The following is a 20210-nucleotide window of genomic DNA, read 5'->3' on the forward strand; positions in this document are numbered from 1 at the left end:
GTTTGTAACACTTTGTAATGGGTTGCCATACACCCTTGTCGGCACCGCGCGAGGCGTTACTATAGCAACTAATATAAGATAATACGACACCCTAAATGACCACAACCTCCACTTCCGGCAGTAATACAACAATGCAATCGATCCACGGCCACCAGGCGAAGATCATGGTCGTCGATGACGACGTGCGCCTGCGCGATCTGCTGCGTCGCTACCTGACCGAACAGGGTTTCAATGTCTTCACGGCAGAGAGCGCGACTGCCATGAACAAATTGTGGCTACGCGAACGCTACGACTTGCTGGTGCTCGATTTGATGCTGCCCGGCGAAGACGGCCTGTCGATCTGCCGCCGCCTGCGTGGCGCGGGTGACCAGACACCGATCATCATGCTGACGGCCAAAGGCGAAGATGTGGACCGCATCGTGGGCCTGGAAATGGGCGCCGACGACTACCTGCCGAAACCGTTCAACCCGCGCGAACTGGTGGCCCGCATCGGCGCCGTGCTGCGTCGCAAGGGTCCCGATGAAATCCCGGGCGCGCCGTCGGAAACGCCGCAAACCTTCGAGTTTGGCCACTTCGTGCTGGACCTGGGCACGCGCACCCTGAAAAAGAGCGGCGAAACGGTGCCCCTGACGACGGGCGAATTTTCCGTGCTGAAGGTATTTGCCCGTCATGCGCGCCAGCCGCTGTCGCGCGAGAAACTGATGGAACTGGCGCGCGGCCGCGAATACGAAGTATTTGACCGCAGCCTGGACGTGCAAATCTCGCGCTTGCGCAAGCTGATCGAACCCGATCCGTCGAGCCCGCTGTTCATCCAGACCGTGTGGGGCCTGGGCTACGTCTTCATCCCGGACGGACAGCCGCGCTGATCGCAGGCAAGGCATGATGAAGCTTGTTCCCGATATCAGCCTGGCGCGGCTGAAAAGCGGCCTGTTCTGGCGCACCTTTTTGCTGCTCGGCACCTTGACCACGGTCAGCATGATCACCTGGATCGGCATGATTTCCGTCATCCAGCGCGAGCCGCAAGCGCAGCAGATTTCCGCCCAGATCATTTCCGTCGTCACCATCACGCATGCGGCACTGACGCACTCGGCGCCCGAGTTGCGGCGCGAGCTGCTGTTCGACCTCGTCAGCAATGAAGGCATCCGCATCTTCTCGCTGGAAGAGGACGACCGCATCGAGCCGCCGCCCGACAATTACCTGATGCCCGAGATCGAGGCGCAGGTGAAAGCCAAACTGGGCAAGGACACGCGCTTTTCCGCGCGCGTCAACGGCGTAGCCGGTTTCTGGGTCAGCTTCAAGATCGACGATGACGAATACTGGCTGATGCTGGACCGCGAGCGCCTGCGTGGCCTGACGGGCTTCCAGTGGCTGGGCTGGGCCAGCCTGGTGTCCTTGCTGTCTCTGCTGGGCGCGGCCATTATTTCGAGCCTGATCAATCTGCCGCTGTCACGTTTGACGGCGGCCGCGCGCGACATCGCCAAGGGCAAGCAGCCGGCGCTGCTGCCGGAAAAAGGCCCGATCGAAATCATCGAGGCGAACCGCAGCTTCAACCAGATGGTCGATGATTTGAAGCAGGTAGAATCGGACCGCGCCGTGATTCTGGCCGGTATTTCGCACGATTTGCGCACGCCGCTGGCGCGCATGCAACTGGAAGTGGAAATGGCCAACCTGTCGGACGAGGCGCGCCTGGGCATCCAGTCCGATATCGGCCAGATGGACGCCATCATCGGCCAGTTCCTCGACTACGCCAGGCCGACGGAAGCGTCGAGCTTCACGGACGTGGACCTCAGCGGTTTACTGAGCGACATGACGCGCGAAGCGATGCGCCTGCCGGACGTGAGCATCCATGCCAGCATCGCCGAAGGCGCGCATGCGATGGGCAATCCCACCGACTTGCGCCGCGTGCTGAACAACCTGATCGAGAATGCCCGCCGCTATGGCAAGTCGCCAGGCAGCGACCTGACGGAAATCGACATCGGCTGCCATGTGCGCACCAGCCACGGCGTGAAAAAGGTGATTATCGAGGTACAAGACCACGGCACGGGCGTACCGGCCGAGAAGATCGAGCAACTGATGAAACCGTTCACCCGCCTCGACACGGCGCGCGGGCAAGCCAACGGCGCCGGTCTGGGCCTGGCCATCGTCGAGCGCGTGCTGCAGCGCCATGGCGCCGAATTGCAGGTACGCAACCGCGAAGGCGGTGGCCTGGCGTTTCAGATCAGCTTGCCAGCGGCGTAAAAAATAATCGGGCCTGCTCACTCCGGTGTTTGCGCCAGCGGTGCAGGCGACGTAGGTCGGATTAGCGGGAACCGCGTAATCCGACAAGAACAGCCAACAATGTTGTCGGATTACGGCCTCATCCGGCCTACGCTGCCGACGCCGCTTCCTGCACCAGCACTTTATTCATCAGCAATTCCGTTGCCCCGTAACCGTACAGGGAATCGCTTTCCATGCCCGGCGTATCGAAGGGAATCGATTCTTCACGGTCCAGCTTGGCAGGGTCGGCGTCGGCATAACTGGCGCGCCAGGCGCGCTGCAATGAGGCATTACGGCGGATAAAGGCTGGCATGGGCCAGGCCTCGCGCTCCCAGTGGCGGCTGTCGCCCAGCAGGGGCCAGCGCGCGTTAAGGATGGCCATATCACCCGTGCGCAAGCGGCGCACGGCATGTTCCGGGCGCAAATCTTCCAATTCTTCCAGTACAGGCAAGCGGTCGCGCTTCGGCCCGAACATATACGCCAGCATGATGCGCCCGGCAGGCGCCCGGCGCGCTACCACGCCGGCGGCATAGCCGCCGCCAGGCAAGGGTACGGCAAACCAGCTGCCTTCTCGGTATGGCAATGATCTCATCGTTGCAAACTCTTCCAAAATCGTGTTCGGCACACAGTCTACGCGAAGCACCGGGCATGTGGCGCATGGTACGCCACAGCGACAACGCAATCGTTACCCTATGTTCTCGTCATAGTGATACTGAGCAACGATCGGCCCCGCCTTGAACAGCGCCTCCTTCATGGCCGCGTCCAGGCGCGCATCGCGGCGACGCATCCACTCGAGCAGCATGGCCGCTTCCTTGCGACTGGTGTCGCCCGCATGCGCGAGCACGCGACGCAGTTCCGGGTCCGTGCACGCCTCGAAGCGCTGGCTGTTCAAGTCCAGTGCCTGTAGCGCGGCGATGGTGGCGCCGATGGCGCGGTGCATATCGAGTGCCGTGGCAGGCAAGCCCGATTCTTCCAGTGGGACGGTGGTCATGCGCATTCCTTTTCGCGTGGTGGTAACATCGGCTGCATTCTCCGCCTCGTGGGCGAAAAGCTCAAGCGTCCACGACGCGTTTCCAGCCGCGCACCACGATTTCCTGCTGACCATCGACGACGGCAAGGTGCGCTAACTGCGTTTGTAGATTCGCGCCACACTGTTGTAAAACGCTCAGCCAGATGGGACAGCAGGCCGTGCTTCATGCTAAGCTGTCACCTCGCTAGGGGTCCTGGAGCAGTCATCCGGGTGAGAGATACCCTTCGTACCTGATCTGGATAATGCCAGCGAAGGAAAGCGCAAAGTACCTCCCTCCTTTGATAGCTCCTGCGTTGGCGCCAGCCGAACAAGCAGCCTGCCGTACTCTCCCGAGAGTCGGCTTGAACCACGAGCAATCTATGTCCACACCGAATTTATCCGTTTCTGTACTGACCCTGGCCATCGTGCAGGCGTTTGCCGCGCCAGCGCTGGCAGCGCCTGACACCGCCGACTCACAGGCCGATACGCCAAGCATGGCCGAAGTCATCGTCACGGCCAGCAAGGCGCCAGCCGCCAAGCGCGCTTCCGTGGGCGGCTTTTCCGACGCACCGCTGCTACAAACGCCGGCGTCCGTCACCGTCATTGCGCAAAAAGACATGCAGGACTTGCAGATACGTAATCTGAGCGACGCCGTCAAGCTCGACGCCAGCATCAACGACGCCTACAACGCCGTCGGCTATGCGGAACAGTTCACCATCCGCGGCTTCAAGCTCGATAACAATTCCAGCTACCGCAAGGATGGCATGGCCATTCCTGGCGACACGCAAATTGCGCTGGAAAACAAGGAGCGCATCGAAGTGCTGAAAGGCCTGGCTGGCTTGCAGGCGGGCGTGGCCGCGCCCGGCGGCGTGATCGACTTCATCGTCAAGCGCCCCACCGCTTCGCCACTGCGCACGGTCACCGTGGAAACGCGCGAGCGCGGCACCCTGTACGGCGCCGTTGACCTAGGCGGTCGCCTGGAAGACACGCGCTTCGGCTACCGTGTCAACGTGGCGGCCGAGCGCCTGCGCTCCTACATCAAGGGCGCCGATGGCAACCGTAAATTCATTTCTGGCGCCTTCGACTGGCAGATATCGCCACAGGCGCTGCTGCAGCTCGATGCCGACTACCAGGACAAGGCGCAGGCAACAGCGCCCGGCTTCCAGCTGCTGAACAATAAAACCTTGCCAACGGGCGTCAGCGCCAATGCCATGCTCAACTTGCAGCCATGGACGCGCCCCGTGGAAACCGTCACCACCAACATCGGCCTGCGCTTCCAGTACGCGTTCAATGACGACTGGAATGCCACCCTGTCGGCCAACCAGCACGCGTTCAAGCGCGATGACTACACCGCCTTCCCGTATGGCTGCAGCGGACAGGACCTGTACCCTGGCTTCTGCGGCAATGGCGACTACGACGTGTATGACTACCGCAGCCTGGGCGAAACGAAAAAGCCGCTGAGCGCGCAAGCCATGATCGAGGGCAAGTTCGCCACCGGTAGTCTGCGTCATGCATTCACGGCCGGCGTCTCGACCTTCCGCCGCAAGGACCGCGCCGGCCTGTACGTGTACGACTGGGTGGGCGTGAGCAACATCTATCAGCCGCAAATCGTCGGCACCTCGCCGGGCGTCACGGGTCCCGTGCGCCTGGTGCGCAAGGATACGGAAAACTCCGTCTTCGTGCAGGACATCATCAGTCTGACGCCGAACTGGAAACTGCATGGCGGCTTGCGCCATGTCGATGTCGATGGCTACCAGTATGTGCTCAAGGCCGACACAGAAATTCGCGCCAAGCACGACTTCCTGCTGCCCAATGTATCGCTGGTCTATACGCCGCTCGACAATGTCTCCGTGTATGCGGCCTATTCGCAGGGCATGGAACATGGCGGCACGGCGGACCGCAAGGCAATGAATGCCAACGAAGAGCTGACGCCGAGCCGCTCGAAGCAGATTGAATTGGGCGTGAAGATGGATGTGACGCCCGACTTCATGCTGGCGGCCAGCCTGTTCCAGATCCGCAAGGGCCTGGAATTCCAAAACGCTGCACGCTATTTCGTGCGTGAAGGCCAGGCGCAGCACCGGGGCCTGGAATTATCTGCGCAAGGCAAGGCTGGCCGCGACCTGAACCTCGGCGTCTCGCTCACGGCCCTGAACAGCCAGCAGTCAGGCACGGGCAATGCGGATCTCGACGGCAAGCGCGTGCCCAATGTGCCCGCCTTGAAGGCGGCCGTGCATGCGGATTACGCCGTGCAACAGGTGGCGGGCTTGAGCGTCAATGGCAGCTGGGAATATGCGGGCAAGAAAGCGTTTGAATACAACAACACGACTTTCGTGCCCTCGTACCATGTGTTCAACCTGGGCGCCGCCTACGCCACGCGCATCGCCGGCACACGCGCCGTGCTGCGCGCCGCCGTCAACAACGTGGCCGACAAGTTCTACTGGCGCGACGTGACGCCGGAATCGGATGGCTATCTGTATCCAGGCGCCAGCCGCACGTTCAAGGTCTCGGCACAGTTCGACTTTTAAACACCTAAGCAAAGTTTGTTAGGTGTTGTAAGGAAAAGAAATGGCAGGCGCTGCAGCAAGCGCCTGCCGCAGCAGGGGCGCCGCCTGGTCCAGGCGCGCCTCCAGGTTGTCGTGCAAGACGTGGTAGACGATGCCACGCGCGTCGAGCGCATCGAGCAGGTAGCGGTAAATCAATTGACGCACGGCTTCCGACTCGCGCTGCAAGCCATCGGCCACCCACGGGCTATCGGGCGCCGTCACCAGGGTCACGTCGTACTGCGTGGCATCGGCCAGCGCCGCCAGTTGCGCGTCCGCACCATCAAAATAATGGCGGCTGTAGACCAGCGTCATCAAGGGCGTCGTGTCGCAAAACAGGAAGTCACGCGCCTGCGGGGCGGCTGCCGCTTCGCGTTCGATTTGCGTTCGAGCAATACCAAACTGATCGGCCGCGAGGGGCACCCTGCCCTGCATTTCGACAAATTCGCGCAAGTATTCCGGCACCCAGACGGTGCCGTAGCGCGCAGCCAGGGCTGCCGCCAGGGTAGACTTGCCCGACGATTCCGCTCCCAGGATCGCCACGCGCACGCAAGGCCGCATCACTTGAGGACCATGGCATCGGGCGCGGCCGGTGCCGACTTTTTCCACGCCAGCAAGCCGATGATGGCCATCACCACGAAGAAGGCGTATAGCACGGCTGTCAGGGTCAAGCCCTTGTGCAGGTACAGCCAGACATACAGCACGTCGACGATGATCCAGGCAATCCAGTTTTCGAGCTTTTTGCGCGACAGCAGCAATTGTCCCACCAGGCTACCGGCCGTGAGGAAACCGTCCGCTTGGGGCACGTCCGTATCTGTCGCCGTCAGCAGCCATGCAATGAGCAGGAAACCGATCAGCCAACTTGCCGCGCAGGCCAGCCAGCCGCGGCCATCGAGGCGCGTGACGGGCAAGATCTTGCCGCCGCTGGCCGGATGCAGCCACTGATACCAGCCCCAGAACGAGACGCTGATGAACAGCAGTTGCAAGGCCATGTCGCCATACAGGCGCGAGTCGAAAAAGACGAATCCGTAAGCGGCCGAGGAAATGATGGCGAACAGCCACGCCCAGTGATTCTGGCGGATGTTGAGCGCAACGGTTGTCAGTGCCAGGACAAAGGAAATCAGTTCAAGCGGCGTGGTGGCAAAACCCAGCAGGAGAAGCGTATCGTTCATGGGAATCTTGATGAGGCTGGTGGTGCAGTATGCAATACCGGCCATGAATAAGCAAGATTGCCGGCAGCGTCACGCTGCTGCGTGCATAGCGCTCCAAGTGGGCGCGGGGGCGCGCAAGGCCTGCGGGGGCCTCAGGCCAAGCCTGCGTTGACGGCGCGCGCCAGCGAACGCTGCACAATCAGCTTGTGGAAGGGCCGGATTAGCATAATGTAGGCGCGCCCCACCCGATTATGGCAATGCACGACGCTAGTCACGGTCACACTGCCGAACTGTTCCTGCCCCGCATGCCGGTTGCGCAGCAGCGACAAACGGAAATCGAGGTGGCTGTCATCCTCACCCACGATGATCTCGTCGTCACTGACGGCGTAAATGCGAAAGATGCCGATGCGCTTGCCTGGCGTCGCTTCCATCTGCCTGGCGGTCTTGATGCCGAAGCGCGCCACGATAGCGTCGCGCAACACCATCAGGCTCTGCGCCCAGCCCGGCTGGCTGCCCAGCAACTGGCGCGCCAGGCTTTCCATGTCCAGCACGCGGGCGCGCGCGTTTGGCAGGTCGACGGCATAGGCATCTGCCAAGTTGCTGCCCGGGTACAAGGGAGCGATACTGGCGCCAGGCGGCAAGGCCACGGCACGAACGGCCGTGTTGCGCACCATCTTGTTCAGCTCTTGCATGGGCACTCCATGTGCTCAGTGAGGACACGGCCATCATACACAACAAAGTCAATAGCGATCACATCGCATTCGCCCTGGCCGCACCCATTCACTACCGGCTGATGTTCGAGCACCAAGACGTGCGCCAGTTGTGCTTCATCGCTTCCGCGCCGCCCTAACCGAGATCAGGAAGGGACATATCCATCAAATGCCAGGTCACGTCGTCGTCAGGCAAATCGAGCAACCAGTCGCGGCGCGGTTGCGGGAAAAGTGCGCCTTGGGTCAGCCAAGCCTGGCGCCAGTACTGGTTGACGATGGCCTGCAGCGGATGGTCGGGCGCTACCCACGGTTGCCAGACGCCGCTGACCGGACAGGCTTGCCCGCAAGCACAGCTCAACCATGGCTCGGGCCGCGCCACTTCGCGCAGCAAACCGCGCGCCGCGCGCGGCTCCACGGCGCCTTGGTTGTGCCGTATCGTCAGGCACTGTTCCCACGTCACGCTGCCGTATCGACTCTTGCCAGCGGCATCGAGCACGCTGAAATGGCGGAACTCTTCGCCTTTGTGAAATAGCCGGGCCGGCTCCGTCAAGCCCTGCCCACCGGCGGGTCGCCAGTAGGCGGAAAATGGCGCAGTCGGTGCGTCGCTGGGCAAGCCAACAGGGAGCAGCGCATAGTCAGCGGCCAGGAAATACGGTTCTTGCAACAGCGAGGCGGCGCTAGGCTGCGCGATGGCTGGCGGTGGGCGCACGCCCATGGCGGCGTCGAGCAAGCTTTTTCGTTGACCATCCCACGGCGGCAGATCGGCCGGTGGCAATGGCAGGATTTTATCGAGGTTGGGAAAGCGGCGATTGGGGTTGAAGCCGAGGGCACGATTAAGTACGCCGTAACGTTCACCGCGAGCTTTGTCCACATATGGCGCCAGCATATCGGCAAGATCAAAAGGTGAACCGAATTCAATTGCCAATGCGCTCGCACATTCTGCGCAGCCAAACTTGACTCCCTCATGCAATACATTTAGAGCACGCTGTTTGGTTGTAGGAGTTCGATCGCCAATCTCATCGCCATTCGCAGCTCTTGGTATTGCATACAAGTAGTGCAGGTTAAACGCAGCAGGCCCGTATCCTTGAGAAAGCGCACATGCCATCATTTTTATCGCTACAGGAATATTGGCCCAATATCCAGGAATCGCACCGTCTGTCCCCGCTCTTAATTTTTCGCCTAAAAATGCCATCGCCTGAGGATTTCCCATGACAGCAGCCTTTTGCCAGAAGGCATAAGCGCGAGTGATGTCGCCGTCAACGCCAGTGCTATTCGCATAATACGTTCCCATCCGGTCATATGCCGCCGGTATGCCCAGCAGCATCGCCTTTTCCACCATTTGCACCGCCTCTTCATTACCGTATAACGGATCGCGCCCTTCCACATATAAGCTTGCCAAATTGAGCATCGCCTTCCAGTGCAACCGCTCTGCCGCTTGACGCGTCAGAGCGACGATTTTTTTGTAGTCGCGGTCTTCCACGGCGATTTCAGGATCTTCCATGGCGCGCGCTTCGAGGAACCAGTCCTCGGCTTGCGCATCGATGGTTGGCACCTTGCTCGCCTCGATTTCACAGATAAAATCCGCGACATGCGGATCGAAAAGCGGCAGGCTTTGCTTACGTGGCAAGACTTCTTCTTTGTCGTTTGGCATTTTGCAGGCGAATAAAGGGATACACAGGACAACTACCAATACGGAACATGGCAGGCGAATGAATATATTTTGATACTGTTTCATGCTCACCCCAGACGTATGGTGGAACTTCGGTTATCTTCTAATGGTAACAAAAAACCAATCATTTTTTTCAACTTTGCTCCTCCTTGTTTTGCCAGCTTTTTCGTCCGATTGGCCTTCATTAAGTTTCCCCAACTCTCAAAAGCAGCCACAATCTCCGCCTTCGTCCCGCCCCCGCCATCGACCAAACCGCCGCTATGCATGCGCCACACGCGCTTGCGCAAATCACGCGCCACGCGGTGGTCGATGGTGGCGATATTGATTTCGCTGTCGACGGCCATGCTGCGCTGGTTCAGGTTGGCGCTGCCCAGCGTCATGAACACGTCGTCGACCAGCATCAGTTTGGAATGGATGTAGATTTCACGGTAGCGCCAGCGGTCGTTGTCAAACGCGCTCACATTGAGCATGGCCACCGACACCTTCAGCCCGAATTCACTCTCAAGCGTCATCGCGCCGGGTTTGTGGATGCCGTTGGCATGGCGCACCACGTCGGGCAACTGGACTTCCGCCTCGGTGGAAATGCCGAATCCTGCCCTGACACGCCGGGTTTTCGGTCGCTTGTTGTAGTCGTCGATCATGGTGTTTTGCCCCGTCATGCCAGCGTGCTGCCCAAGTGCCGCCAGCGTGTCGTGGGTGCGCGGCACCATCTGCGCGCGCTCCGGCACTGGAATGACGATGAACACGTGCATGACCGGCATATCTTCAAGACTCTTGCCCGCCTTGACACTACCAGCCTTCCAGGCGGCAACCACCTTCTTGCGCTCGGCCAGCAAATGTTGAGCCCATTGTTCATACTGGAAATACTGGTTTTCCACGTACAGGTAGCCGGCCGCCAAGCTGGCCTGAGTCACGGCGCGAAAATAGGTTTCCTTGATGGTCTTGTCTTGTTCCTCGGGCTGCGTCAGCACGATCTGCACGGTGGAGTCGCTTGGCTCGGCCTTATCCAACAGTCGCGCCGGTGGGTTGCCGCATGACAACTCTCGGCTAACACAGTCGGTGGAAGCCGAACGCGTGCGGTCGTCGATAGCGCGGTCCCATGCCTTCACGAAATTGTTGTACAGCGCGATGAGCGCACGGCCGCCGTCGATGCGGCAGGCATAGTCCTGATACGGTTTCAGCGTGGCGAACCCGCAGTCCGCAGCCATTGCCTGCAAACACTCGCGCCGCTCGTTGACGCCGCCCTGTTCGCGGCGCGTATCGTCGAGCAGATGGGCCGTCGTGTCCCAATAATCGGTTACCGAGTTCAGCCCCATCACATAACCGACGGCCTTGGCCCCCTCTTCATAGTCGAAATCGATCAGGACCGGCTTCTGGTGATGCGTGCCCAAGTATTGCATGCCGAGCTTTTCGATCTCCCCCTTCGTCAAACCGCGCGGCTGGTCTATTTCGGTCGCGATACTCTTGCTGATCGCGGCGCTGTCGCCGTGCCGCAAGCGAATCTCCAGGCGCCCCAACAAGCCATGGAGCGCGGCCGCATACCAGCTGTGGCAATATTCTTCACGCGCCAGCATCGGGATATCCTCGGGCCGGACGATATCGCCCCTGAAAGCACTGCTTAACACAAGTTTTTTCCTGACTGCCTCCTGCAACATCGCCAGGCTGGCTCTGGCGCTGATGTCGTCTGCGCGCTGTCCACCGGTTTTCCATGGCGAGGTGCCATGCGAATGGCCCGGCATGGTGCGCGCTATTGGCGAACCGATCCGGTCATGCCAGATCAGCAGGCGCACCCTGAGGTGACGCCGCGTGGTGGCGTCGATCAGCAAGTCGCCAAACGTTTCGCCACGCGGCCAGGTGGCGCTGTTGCCGCGCACCAGTTCCATGCCCGGGTCGAAACCCCAGCAACACAGGTCGATGGACTTTTTAGCCTTGGCGATCTCGCCGGCGATGTCGGCGAACCCTTCCTGTCCGCAAATGAACAGTGTCAGCTTGTTGTTGTGCGTGATCGGGTGGCTGGCCTTGCCTTTCAGGTTGTGGTTTTCCAGCAGCCACTGGAGCGAACTCGTCGCAGTGCGTCCGACTTCGTCGATATGGGTGGTTTCGATGCGGCTGCTCGATTCAGGCATGGTACTCTCCCGTCAGTGTCGTGCATCATTGAACAGCGCGGCCGTCGCTGGTGTCGTCAAACGCGCGCAAACCGTGATTCGACAGCTTGTGTTCGCCGTCCGGCGCCGCGTTCGGGTCGAAGCGCGCGCTCGCTTGCAATGAAAACTCTTCGCCATTGCCAAGGACAACACGGTAGCGCGGCGTACCATCCTGATGCGCGATCAGGATGCGGCCGAATTCATCGGTCAAGCCTTGCTCGACTTCGGCTTCCCCCTTGTACAGCGTGTACGGCACATTGGCGTACTGACCACCATCCACATGGGCCTGTATCGTATGCTGCAATTGTCCCGCTACCGGCGCGATGGGCGGCTCCAGCTCTGGTTGCGGCCGGTTCTTGGGCGCCAGCGTTTCCAGGTTTCCATGAAACAGCGTCGGCGACGCGGTAAAAAACTGTACCTTGTCGCTAATTTCAAGCATGCAATTAGCGCCATGCAGGCGTACGCCTTTGCGGCCGCGAATATGCACCCAGTCGGCCTGGCTGATCAGCTCCAGCACCTTGTTGGCGACGATTTCGACCGTATCGGTTTGCGCCGCGATCTGCACCGGGCCAGCTGCGGCGATCAGTTTCATGCCAGCCTTGTGGACGAACAGGCGCAGCGCAGCGCCGATGCTGGCGAACAGGCCGCCGCCGGCCGCCAGCGACAGATCGCACCCGGTCGTCAGCGCGGTGTGCTCGGCGCTGGCGATGTGCGTCGATTGCGCGCTCGTCGTTTCGATACCGGCCGGACTGGCCAGCACCAGATGCGGCTTTGATAATTCGGGAAATGCATTTTCGCCACTGCCGGCACCGCCCTTGATCGCGGCATGCTGGGCTTTCAGCACATCGGCGGCGGCACCCTGCTGGGCGGCACTTTCTTGCGCGCCGTGATGCTGCGCCAAGGCGGCAAGCGCCTTGTGCCGTTCAGCAGCCTCGGCCAACCGGCGCAAGGTTTCATCCATACTCTTGATATGCGAAGCGGCGCCATGGCGCGCTTCAGTGGTCAGCAACATGCCGCGGCCGGCGCGCGCCACGCCCCAAGCGTCTGACGCCAGTTCCCAGCCCTCGCCACGCGCATCCTTGCGCCCGCTGGCGTCTTCGATGCGGCTGATGCAGCCGAGCGACAATTGGCTGTGCTGATGATCGCTTTTCAATTGCACCTGGATGCGCTGGTGCGTATCGTCGAGTACCAACTGGTTGCCGCGCACGCCGTAGCCCCCACCAGGCATCAGCTCGGCGCTGCGCCAGCCGCCCAGCATGCGTTGCCCCGGCAAATTCCACGGCGGCGCATGCTTGCCGTTGTACACCGCACCAACAATGACGGGACGGTCGATATTGCCGTCGAGAAACTGGATCAGCACTTCCTGGCCGATGCGCGGCAACGCGATCTGGCCGAAGGCCTGGCCCGCCCATGGCGTCATGACCCTGATCCATGGCGAACTGCCGGCGTCGAACTTGCCCAGCCGGTCCCAGTGGAATTGCACTTTCACCCGGCCCAGCGCGTCGGTATGGATGGTTTCGCCTGCCGGCCCGGTGACAATCGCGGTCTGCACGCCGGGCAAGGCACAAGGCGTGCTGTTGAAGTGCCGCCCCGGATACCAACGGATGCTCTTGCGTATGCAACTAAAACGGTTTTCATAATGCGACTTTGCGCCCGTCCCTGCCTGGTAATTGTTGCTGGCGACATGATCGACCGACAGGATCAGGTATTCACGCGCGCGGATGTCCGGGCGCGCCGCTTCACCTCTGGCCGGCACGGATTGCTCGCCGCTGAAGTGGCCGCCCAGCGTGAAACTACGCCCGGCCTGGGCGCAGCGGTGATTGCCGTCAGCTTCGAAGGTTTGCGCCTGGCAGTTATTCGCCTCCATGCGGCGTTGCGCCAGCGCTTCGCCAGCGCCCATGTCGGCATAGCCATAGCCGGTGTCCTGATACAGTTCATGGGCAAACACGTCGCCCTGCTGGTACAGCGCATAGCCGCTGGCGCGGCTCGCATAGGGATGCTTATAGTTGAAGCTGGCCAGCGTGAGCGCGCCGGAAGCGATCTTGCGTATGGCTCGCCAATCGCGTATGCCGTCCCCCTCGAGCGAGCCTGCATCGTTGCGAAACAGCATCTCGTCGGCTGCGCAGGCATCGCTGTCGCTTGGGTCGATGCTGTCGGTCAGCCAGGTATTGTCGCCCAAACACAGCGTATGACCGTCGGCCCGATGTTCATACCAATAATGGAGTCCCTGGTCTTCCCAGCGCCGGTGCAAATGGTTGTAATCGGTTTCATTATGCTGGTTGGCGCAGCTCAATATCGCTTTTTCCTCATGCAGCCGGTTTTGCCAGTCGCGCTGCACATAATGACCGAAGGTCGTTTCGCTGATGTCGATGACCGTGCGCTCGTGGAACGAGACGTTGTCCATGCGCAGCCTGGAAAACGCCAACCAGGGTTGCAGCACCATTTGATAGAACGCGAAACCGCCATCGCTGCGCAACAAGCGAAATTGGCCGACATAACCATTGAAATAGCGCAAACTGGCGTCATCGCGCACCATCGAAATGGTGACCATGCGCCCCATCATCGCGGTCAGGGGAATGTGGAGATTGTCGGACAGCAGTTCGGCGTCGAAGCGAAAGTCGCGTGACATTTCCTCGTGCGCCCGCAAGCTGTTGACCAGCAGCGCGGTATCGGGCGGACCATCGTTGTGCGGAAAATCCATGCGCAGCAAGCGGCTGTCCTGGACTCGCCGGCTCGCTGCAAAAAGGTGCGCAAGATCGGCTGCCAGCTTGCCATCATCCATGTTGCCTCCTTCATATTTATTCCCCTGGCCCATGCTAACCATGGTGAACGCCGGCATCTTGATGAAACTCAAACTCGTTGACCATACGAAAAAAAGCCGCATCGGCCAGTCAGGCGGATGCGGCTTTGTTATCGCGCAAGTTACAGATTACTTCTTCGCAGCTTGTACAGCCTTCGGATACTTGATGGTCATTTCCTTGAGCAAGTTGTCGGCATGGTCGACTTCTTTCATCACCCACAGCAGGTAGCGGATATCGAGGTGGATGGCGCGCGTGATGGCCGTATCGAAGTACCAGTCCTTGGTGATCGATTCATACGTCGAATCGAAGTTCAGACCGATCAGCTCGCCACGCTTGTTCATCACGGCCGAGCCGGAATTGCCGCCCGTGGTGTCCGCGCTGGTAAGGAAGTTGACGGGCACCGTGCCCAGTGCCGGGTCGCGGAACTGGCCGTAGCGTTTTTGCTTGACGGCGTCGAGCAGCGCTTGCGGCGCTTCGAACGGAGCCTTGCCCGTGACTTTCTCGACGATGCCTTCCACGGTCGTGAATGGTCCCTTGGTCAGCCCATCGCGCGGCGAGAACGCAGAGACCGTGCCATACGTGACGCGCAGAGTCGAGTTGGCGTCAGGATAGACCGGCTTGCCTTGCGATTTTTTCCACGCGATCACCGCTTGCATGTATTGCGGAATCACGCGTTCCAGGTTGCCGTCAATTTCCTTGCGACGCTCTTCCAGCGCGGCATCGACCACTTGCAGCTTGATGGCCAGTTGCATGAAGGCGTCGTCGGACTGGAGCACAGCAGCCTGGTCTTTTTCCAGCCAGGCCAGGCGCTTGGCGGTGTCAGCCAGTTGCGTCTGCAGGTACAGGGCCGCCACGGCGCTTGGTGCCGGCAGCAGCGCGTCCAGGCCTTGCGGATGGCTCTTTGCCGCCAGCTGCGCGTAACGCTTCAGGCCCGCTTCAAAACGCGCCTGATCGACCTTGTTGACATACGACTGCTCGAGGCGGGCCAGACGGGCCTTGATGAAAGCCAGGTCACGCTGCTGGAAGCCCGATTCACGCTCGGCATCGGCTTTCTGGCGCTCCAGCGACAGACGGTAGATGGTGCGCGCGCTTTTCAGCAAGTCGCTATTGGTGGCCACCGACCAGGCAAACTCTTCTTCGCTCAAGGCCATGTCGCTGGCGATTGCCGCGTCCAGTTCGGCCAGCAAGGTGGGCGCGACGTTAGCCTGCTGCGCGTACCAGGCGCGGAACTCGGCATCTTGCACGTCCTTGATGACGGCAATGTCCTTGCGGGCGAAACCGTCGAGCAAGCCCTGGGTTTTCTTGAGCACGTTGTTAATACTTTTGACCACGCTCGCATAGCGCACGGCAGCGGCAGCGTCGCCCTTCGTCGCGGCGGCCATCACAGCCAGGTCGGCTTGCAGTTCGGATACTTTCAGGGGAAAGGCCGTATCGCGCGCGAACCGGATTTCCGCCGGCAGCTTGTAGCGACTGGTGCGGCCGGGGTAGCCCGCCAGCAAGATGCCGTCACCGGCTTTCAAACCTTCAGCCGACACTACCAGGAAGTCCTTCGATTTGTACGGCACGTTGTCGGGCGATGGATCGGCCGGACGGCCATCCTTGCCCACGTAGGCGCGCAGGAACGCGTAGTCGCCCGTGTGGCGCGGCCATTCGTAGTTGTCGATGTCGCCGCCGAAGTTGCCGATCTTGTCCGATGGCGCGTATACCAGGCGCACGTCGCGTATCATCATCTGGCGGATGCGGTAGTACTCGAGGCCACGGTGGAAAGCGGGCACGGAGCAGCGGTACATCTTGTCCGTCTCGCATTCGGCGATCAGGTCCTTGATGCGCTTTTCCACCGCTTCGTGGCGGGCGCGGCCCGTCATGTCGGCCGTCAAGCCTTTGAGTACGCGCTCGCTGACGTTCTCTACCTGATCCGTCACATACACCAGACTGTTCGGACCGCCCGGCAACTCGCTGGCGCGCGTCTTGGCCAGAAAGCCGTCGGTGATGTAATTGTGCTCCGGCGTGGCATTGCGCTGCACGGCGCCATACGCACAATGGTGGTTCGTCACCACCAGGCCCGCGTCGGAGACGAAGGCGGCAGAGCAGCCGCCCAGCGAGACAATGGCACTCATGGGATGCTTGCTCAGGTCGGCCAGTTTTTCCGCAGGAATGTCGATGCCGACCCGTTTCAGTTCGGCTTTCAGCTGTGGCAGTTGGTGTGGTTGCCACTGCCCTTCGTCGGCGTGTGCACCGGCGAACGCGCCCAACAAGGCGACTGGTAAAACGATTGTTTTGAACACGATATGCCCCTCCATAAATAGCAGGCGAAAGTATAGCCTGTCCAGGCACCCTGAGTTGGCAAAAATCACCTCATTGCAATTTCCATATCAGGCGCCAGGCAGCCCCGCCGGCAGCAAGGGAATCTGCAGGGACAGCCGGCAACCGACGCCCCACGCTGGCATGCCAACGTCGAATTGCCCACCCAGCGCCGCCACCCGCTCGGCAATGCCGATCAGGCCAAAACACTGCTTTTTGCGCTGCTGCTGCGGCGTGATGCCAATACCGTTGTCGCTGATGGCCGCATACAGGGCGCAGGCATCCGAACCGAGTTCGATCTCGACCTCGCTGGCCTGAGCATGACGCATGACGTTGCTGAGCGCTTCCTGCACGACGCGAAACAGGACGATCTCGACCTGGCTGCCAATGGCGGCAAACACGGCCTCGTCACGTATCAGCAGGCGGCAAGCGACGCCGCTGCGCTTGCGAAAGTCGCCCACCTGCCATTCGATGGCGGCCTGCAAGCCCAGCTCCAGCGCCATCGGGCGCAGCTCGTTCATGATGCCGCGCACACTCTTGATGGTGGTGTCGACATTGCTGAGCACGGCACCAACCCGCTGGTGCAGGCGCGGATGGGAACCCTCGGTGCGCGCGCTGAGCATGGAAATATCGATGCGCAGCGCCAGCAGGTTTTGCCCCAGTTCGTCGTGCATATCGCGCGAGATGCGCTTGCGCTCATCTTCCTTGGCCGTTTCCATGTGCAGCGCCAGCTGGCGCAGCTGCGCATGCGACTGGCGCAGGGCGCACTCCATCAGCTTGCGTTCGCTAATGTCCGTGTGCGCCACCACCACGCGCAGCGGCCCTTCGCCCAGGAAACGGCTGATCCTGGCCTGCCACCAGCGCGGGCCTGAGCGCGTGGCAAACTCATACTCGAGCGCAAACGTGTCCGCGTTGCCGGCGATGACGGCGCGGATGCCATCGGCCAGCTCGCGCCCGGCGCTGCGCTGCCAGCGCGGGTCCCGTTCACAGAAGTCCAGATAATGGAGCTGCTCCGGCGCCTGGCCGACAAAGGCCAGGCAAGCCTGATTGGCATGCACCAGGCAGCCGGCCTGGTCCAATACCAGCACGCGGTCGGTCAGCGAATCGATGGTGGCGTGAAAGAAACGCTCGGCCTCGCGCAACGCTTCCTGCGCCCGCTCGCGTTGCTGTACCTCGCGCTGCAAATGCAGGTTGGCCCGCACCAGCTCGGCGGTGCGGTCGAGCACGCGCTGGTCGAGCTCCCGGTGCAATTCGCGCAGTGCAGCATCGGCCAGCTTGCGCTCGGTGATGTCGGAAAACACGCCGACAAAATGGCTGATGGCACCGTCTTGGCTGCGCATGGGCGTGATCGACAGCGATTCGACGAAGCGCTCGCCGTTCTTGCGCCGGTTCACCAGTTCGCCATACCAGCTGCCATCCTGGTGCAGGCTGCGCCACATGGAGGCATAGAATTGCGGCTCGTGCGTACCGCCGCCCAAGAAGGAAGGATCGCGCCCGATAGCCTCTTCCGCCTGGTAGCCGGTGATGGCGGTAAACGCCGGATTCACGGAAATGATGCGGTTGGCGCTGTCGGTCACCAGCACGCCTTCGCGGATGCTGTCGAGGATGACGAAGGCGCGCCGCAAGGCCGATTCGCGCGCATGCTCGTCACCCAAGTCCGTTACCAGCATGCGCACGCTGGCGCTGTCCACATCGACATTGGCTTCGATGCGCACGACGCCGCCGCCCAGTACATCTTCGAATAGCCGCACTTCCAGTACTTGCCGCGTGCCACTGCTAAAAATCGCATCGAGAAAACGGCGAAATTCACCCTGTGCCTGCAGCGCTATGAATTGCTCGAAACGTCGCCCCAGCAATTGATCCTTGTCGCGTTGCAGCCAACCGCAAGCCGCCACGTTGACGCGCGTGATCAAGCCCTCTCGCGTCAGTGAAAAGTAGCTGACCGGCGCCTGCTCATACAGCTGCGCATAACGGTCGCGGCTGCTTTTCAATACATTCTTGAGTGTTTCCTGCTCCGCCAATCCGGCGTTCTGCATTTCCAGCTCGATCTGTCTCACCTGCAACTCGTGCAGGTGGCGCATCAACTCTTCGTTCGACAACGGCCCTGGCGCTGGCAGCGCTGGCTCCACACGCCCGCAAAAATGCCCGTCAACGGGTCCGCTATTGCACGCCTCATTCATTGCGCCCCCTCACCTGCCCCTGCGCCCGACTGTATCAGGCGCAGCTCGGCGTCCAGCAACTTCGACTCGGCAATGTTGATGAAGGTCACCACCACGCCATCGATCCCATTGTCCACCGTGCGGTACGGCATGATGCGCACGTTGTACCAGCGTCCCGTCTTGGTTTCCACTTGCCGCTCGCAAAACACCAGGCTGCGGATCACTTCCAGTGCATCCGTTTCCAGGTTCGGGTAGGTCTGGTCGTTGACGATGTCGCTGGGCGGACGGCGCAAGTCCGTGTGGATCAGCTTATAGATTTGCGTGGCCGGCGCCGCGAAGCGGCGGATGCGCAGCTCGCTGTCAAGGAAAATGGTGGCGATATCGGTGCTGTTGAGCAGGTCTTTCATGTCGCTGTTGACCAGCGACAAATCATCGACCTTCGATTGCAGCTCGGCATGGACCGTGTACAACGCTTCATTGAGCGACTGCATCTCTTCCTTCGAGGTGGTCAGCTCTTTGTTCGCCGATTTCAACTCTTCGCGCGAGGTCTGCATGGCGTCGCGCACAGCCTGGATTTTATTGCGCGCCGGGATCAACTGCTGCTCCAGTTCCAGCACCTTGGGGTTAGGCGAGCGGCTATGCCGCGCAGCGCTCCGGGCTGGCGCAAGCCGTCGCGCGCCATCGCCTGGATATCCCAGTTGGCCTTGCCTGCTGCCGGTTCCAGCAAGGCACCCGTGCGTCCGTTGATATACGGGATATCGCCATCCTGGTTCAGCAGCACGGCCGCTGGCGAGTATTTCTGGAACAATAATTGCTCGACGTGGGACTGGGTTTTCCCGGGCATGCTGACGTCTCTCGTGTCGCTGGGCGATAGCAAGAATGGCCGACGTTACCTTCGTGGAAAAGCATGTCGGCAAGCGCTGGCGGGCCAAATTATCGAGGCGCCGGTAGCGCCGGGTGGATGTCGTCGTCAGGGGCGCAAACCGCCCGGAAAAATGTCCGGGCGTGCCATCGCTGCCCATGCCGGACAGAGTCACGCCCACGGCCAATGCGCGCAACTCAGCGGCCAGACTTTCGAAGAAAGCATTGATGGGCAAGCGGCGTCCGCGCAGTTGCAGCGGCTCGCTGAGCACAAAGTGTCCCTTCGACAGGCCCAGGTCCGCATCGGACGGGATCACATAGATATGGTTCGGCTGCAGTGCGGCACGTTGCGTGATTTCCGTGACGGCAATGCTGGTGGCGCGCTGCAGTAGTTGCGGCAACATGGCTTTTTGCGTCGGATCAAGGTGCTGGATCACCACACAGGCGATGCCGCTCTGCGGCAACACATGCGTCAGGAAAGCGATAATCGGGGCGAGACCACCGGCAGCAGCGCCGATGGCCACCATGGGGAAATCGATGGCGACCACCTCCTGCGCTGAAGCTGTGCTGTGTTCGCTGCGTATCATCATCGGCAAGAATGCAGCCACG

Annotated in this window: 16 protein-coding genes and 1 riboswitch; of the genes, 5 read left to right on the forward strand and 11 right to left on the reverse strand. The window is 61.0% G+C overall.

The window, feature by feature from the left end:
• Positions 1-131 precede the first annotated feature (131 nt).
• Both ompR and H4V96_RS14285 read left to right on the forward strand, forming a co-directional pair.
• Positions 132-866 (forward strand): two-component system response regulator OmpR, encoded by a 735-nt coding sequence (gene ompR / locus H4V96_RS14280; protein WP_010399632.1) that lies wholly within the window; start codon positions 132-134, stop codon positions 864-866.
• A gap of 13 nt (positions 867-879) precedes the next feature.
• Positions 880-2238, forward strand: coding sequence for a sensor histidine kinase (locus H4V96_RS14285; RefSeq protein ID WP_196856349.1), 1359 nt, complete (start codon positions 880-882; stop codon positions 2236-2238).
• A gap of 127 nt (positions 2239-2365) precedes the next feature.
• On the opposite strand, the gene H4V96_RS14290 is transcribed toward H4V96_RS14285, so the two are convergent.
• Together H4V96_RS14290 and H4V96_RS14295 are read right to left on the reverse strand one after the other, a co-directional pair.
• Positions 2366-2848: an Imm26 family immunity protein gene (locus tag H4V96_RS14290; protein ID WP_043462333.1), complete on the reverse strand. Its 483-nt coding sequence runs from the start codon at positions 2846-2848 to the stop codon at positions 2366-2368.
• A gap of 93 nt (positions 2849-2941) precedes the next feature.
• Positions 2942-3247: a hypothetical protein gene (locus H4V96_RS14295; RefSeq protein ID WP_043462336.1), complete on the reverse strand. Its 306-nt coding sequence runs from the start codon at positions 3245-3247 to the stop codon at positions 2942-2944.
• On the opposite strand from H4V96_RS14295, the gene H4V96_RS14300 reads away from it, so the two are divergent.
• The gene (locus H4V96_RS14300) at positions 3246-3383 is read left to right on the forward strand and encodes a hypothetical protein (protein ID WP_196856348.1); all 138 of its coding nucleotides are present in this window, start codon (positions 3246-3248) and stop codon (positions 3381-3383) included. The genes H4V96_RS14295 and H4V96_RS14300 overlap by 2 nt on opposite strands.
• 79 nt (positions 3384-3462) lie before the next feature.
• Positions 3463-3560: riboswitch (TPP riboswitch) on the forward strand.
• 85 nt (positions 3561-3645) lie between these two features.
• A complete protein-coding gene (locus tag H4V96_RS14305; protein WP_196856347.1) occupies positions 3646-5790 on the forward strand; it encodes a TonB-dependent siderophore receptor in 2145 nt (714 codons plus the stop codon).
• Positions 5791-5808: 18 nt separating this feature from the next.
• Here the strand turns inward: H4V96_RS14305 and H4V96_RS14310 are convergent, their stop codons facing one another.
• From H4V96_RS14310 to H4V96_RS14320, 3 genes are all read right to left on the reverse strand, one after another.
• Entirely contained in the window at positions 5809-6366 is a 558-nt protein-coding gene (locus tag H4V96_RS14310) for an ATP-binding protein (RefSeq protein WP_196856366.1), read from the reverse strand.
• Positions 6366-6977: a nicotinamide riboside transporter PnuC gene (pnuC, locus tag H4V96_RS14315; protein ID WP_196856346.1), complete on the reverse strand. Its 612-nt coding sequence runs from the start codon at positions 6975-6977 to the stop codon at positions 6366-6368. The genes H4V96_RS14310 and pnuC overlap by 1 nt, the downstream gene beginning before the upstream one ends.
• A gap of 131 nt (positions 6978-7108) precedes the next feature.
• Positions 7109-7648 (reverse strand): DUF2867 domain-containing protein, encoded by a 540-nt coding sequence (locus H4V96_RS14320; RefSeq protein ID WP_280721019.1) that lies wholly within the window; start codon positions 7646-7648, stop codon positions 7109-7111.
• 11 nt (positions 7649-7659) lie between these two features.
• On the opposite strand from H4V96_RS14320, the gene H4V96_RS14325 reads away from it, so the two are divergent.
• Complete coding sequence (locus tag H4V96_RS14325; protein WP_196856345.1) at positions 7660-7806, forward strand: hypothetical protein; 147 nt, start codon at positions 7660-7662, stop codon at positions 7804-7806.
• On the opposite strand, the gene H4V96_RS14330 is transcribed toward H4V96_RS14325, so the two are convergent.
• The 6 genes from H4V96_RS14330 to H4V96_RS14355 form a co-directional block, all read right to left on the reverse strand.
• The gene (locus tag H4V96_RS14330) at positions 7803-9401 is read right to left on the reverse strand and encodes a tetratricopeptide repeat protein (protein ID WP_196856344.1); all 1599 of its coding nucleotides are present in this window, start codon (positions 9399-9401) and stop codon (positions 7803-7805) included. The genes H4V96_RS14325 and H4V96_RS14330 overlap by 4 nt on opposite strands.
• A 2-nt stretch (positions 9402-9403) precedes the next feature.
• Positions 9404-11461 (reverse strand): phospholipase D-like domain-containing protein, encoded by a 2058-nt coding sequence (locus H4V96_RS14335; RefSeq protein ID WP_196856343.1) that lies wholly within the window; start codon positions 11459-11461, stop codon positions 9404-9406.
• A 25-nt stretch (positions 11462-11486) separates the two neighbouring features.
• On the reverse strand, positions 11487-14261 hold the full coding sequence (tssI, locus tag H4V96_RS14340) for a type VI secretion system tip protein TssI/VgrG (RefSeq protein WP_280721020.1): 2775 nt from the start codon (positions 14259-14261) through the stop codon (positions 11487-11489).
• A gap of 147 nt (positions 14262-14408) precedes the next feature.
• Positions 14409-16565 carry a S46 family peptidase gene (locus H4V96_RS14345; RefSeq protein ID WP_348533195.1) on the reverse strand — a complete coding sequence of 719 codons (2157 nt, stop codon included), beginning with the start codon at positions 16563-16565 and terminating at the stop codon, positions 14409-14411.
• An 87-nt stretch (positions 16566-16652) separates the two neighbouring features.
• Positions 16653-18662 carry a PAS domain S-box protein gene (locus H4V96_RS14350; protein WP_196856340.1) on the reverse strand — a complete coding sequence of 670 codons (2010 nt, stop codon included), beginning with the start codon at positions 18660-18662 and terminating at the stop codon, positions 16653-16655.
• 95 nt (positions 18663-18757) lie between these two features.
• Positions 18758-20209 carry a chemotaxis protein CheB gene (locus tag H4V96_RS14355; RefSeq protein ID WP_280721021.1) on the reverse strand — a complete coding sequence of 484 codons (1452 nt, stop codon included), beginning with the start codon at positions 20207-20209 and terminating at the stop codon, positions 18758-18760.
• Between the last annotated feature and the right edge of the window lies 1 nt (position 20210).

It is taken from the genome of Janthinobacterium sp. CG_23.4 (genome assembly GCF_029892305.1).
In the GTDB taxonomy this organism is placed as follows: Bacteria; Pseudomonadota; Gammaproteobacteria; order Burkholderiales; family Burkholderiaceae_D; genus Janthinobacterium; species Janthinobacterium lividum_D.

Bases quoted from the DNA above. Each gene is read 5' to 3' on its own strand.
- H4V96_RS14310 (WP_196856366.1), bottom strand. From the start codon at position 6,366: ATGCGGCCTTGCGTGCGCGTGGCGATCCTGGGAGCGGAATCGTCGGGC.
- H4V96_RS14300 (WP_196856348.1), top strand. From the start codon at position 3,246: ATGCGCATTCCTTTTCGCGTGGTGGTAACATCGGCTGCATTCTCCGCC.
- pnuC (WP_196856346.1), bottom strand. From the start codon at position 6,977: ATGAACGATACGCTTCTCCTGCTGGGTTTTGCCACCACGCCGCTTGAA.
- H4V96_RS14285 (WP_196856349.1), top strand. From the start codon at position 880: ATGATGAAGCTTGTTCCCGATATCAGCCTGGCGCGGCTGAAAAGCGGC.
- ompR (WP_010399632.1), top strand. From the start codon at position 132: ATGCAATCGATCCACGGCCACCAGGCGAAGATCATGGTCGTCGATGAC.
- H4V96_RS14305 (WP_196856347.1), top strand. From the start codon at position 3,646: ATGTCCACACCGAATTTATCCGTTTCTGTACTGACCCTGGCCATCGTG.
- tssI (WP_280721020.1), bottom strand. From the start codon at position 14,261: ATGGATGATGGCAAGCTGGCAGCCGATCTTGCGCACCTTTTTGCAGCG.
- H4V96_RS14290 (WP_043462333.1), bottom strand. From the start codon at position 2,848: ATGAGATCATTGCCATACCGAGAAGGCAGCTGGTTTGCCGTACCCTTG.
- H4V96_RS14335 (WP_196856343.1), bottom strand. From the start codon at position 11,461: ATGCCTGAATCGAGCAGCCGCATCGAAACCACCCATATCGACGAAGTC.
- H4V96_RS14330 (WP_196856344.1), bottom strand. From the start codon at position 9,401: ATGAAACAGTATCAAAATATATTCATTCGCCTGCCATGTTCCGTATTG.
- H4V96_RS14350 (WP_196856340.1), bottom strand. From the start codon at position 18,662: ATGCGCCACCTGCACGAGTTGCAGGTGAGACAGATCGAGCTGGAAATG.
- H4V96_RS14320 (WP_280721019.1), bottom strand. From the start codon at position 7,648: ATGCAAGAGCTGAACAAGATGGTGCGCAACACGGCCGTTCGTGCCGTG.
- H4V96_RS14295 (WP_043462336.1), bottom strand. From the start codon at position 3,247: ATGACCACCGTCCCACTGGAAGAATCGGGCTTGCCTGCCACGGCACTC.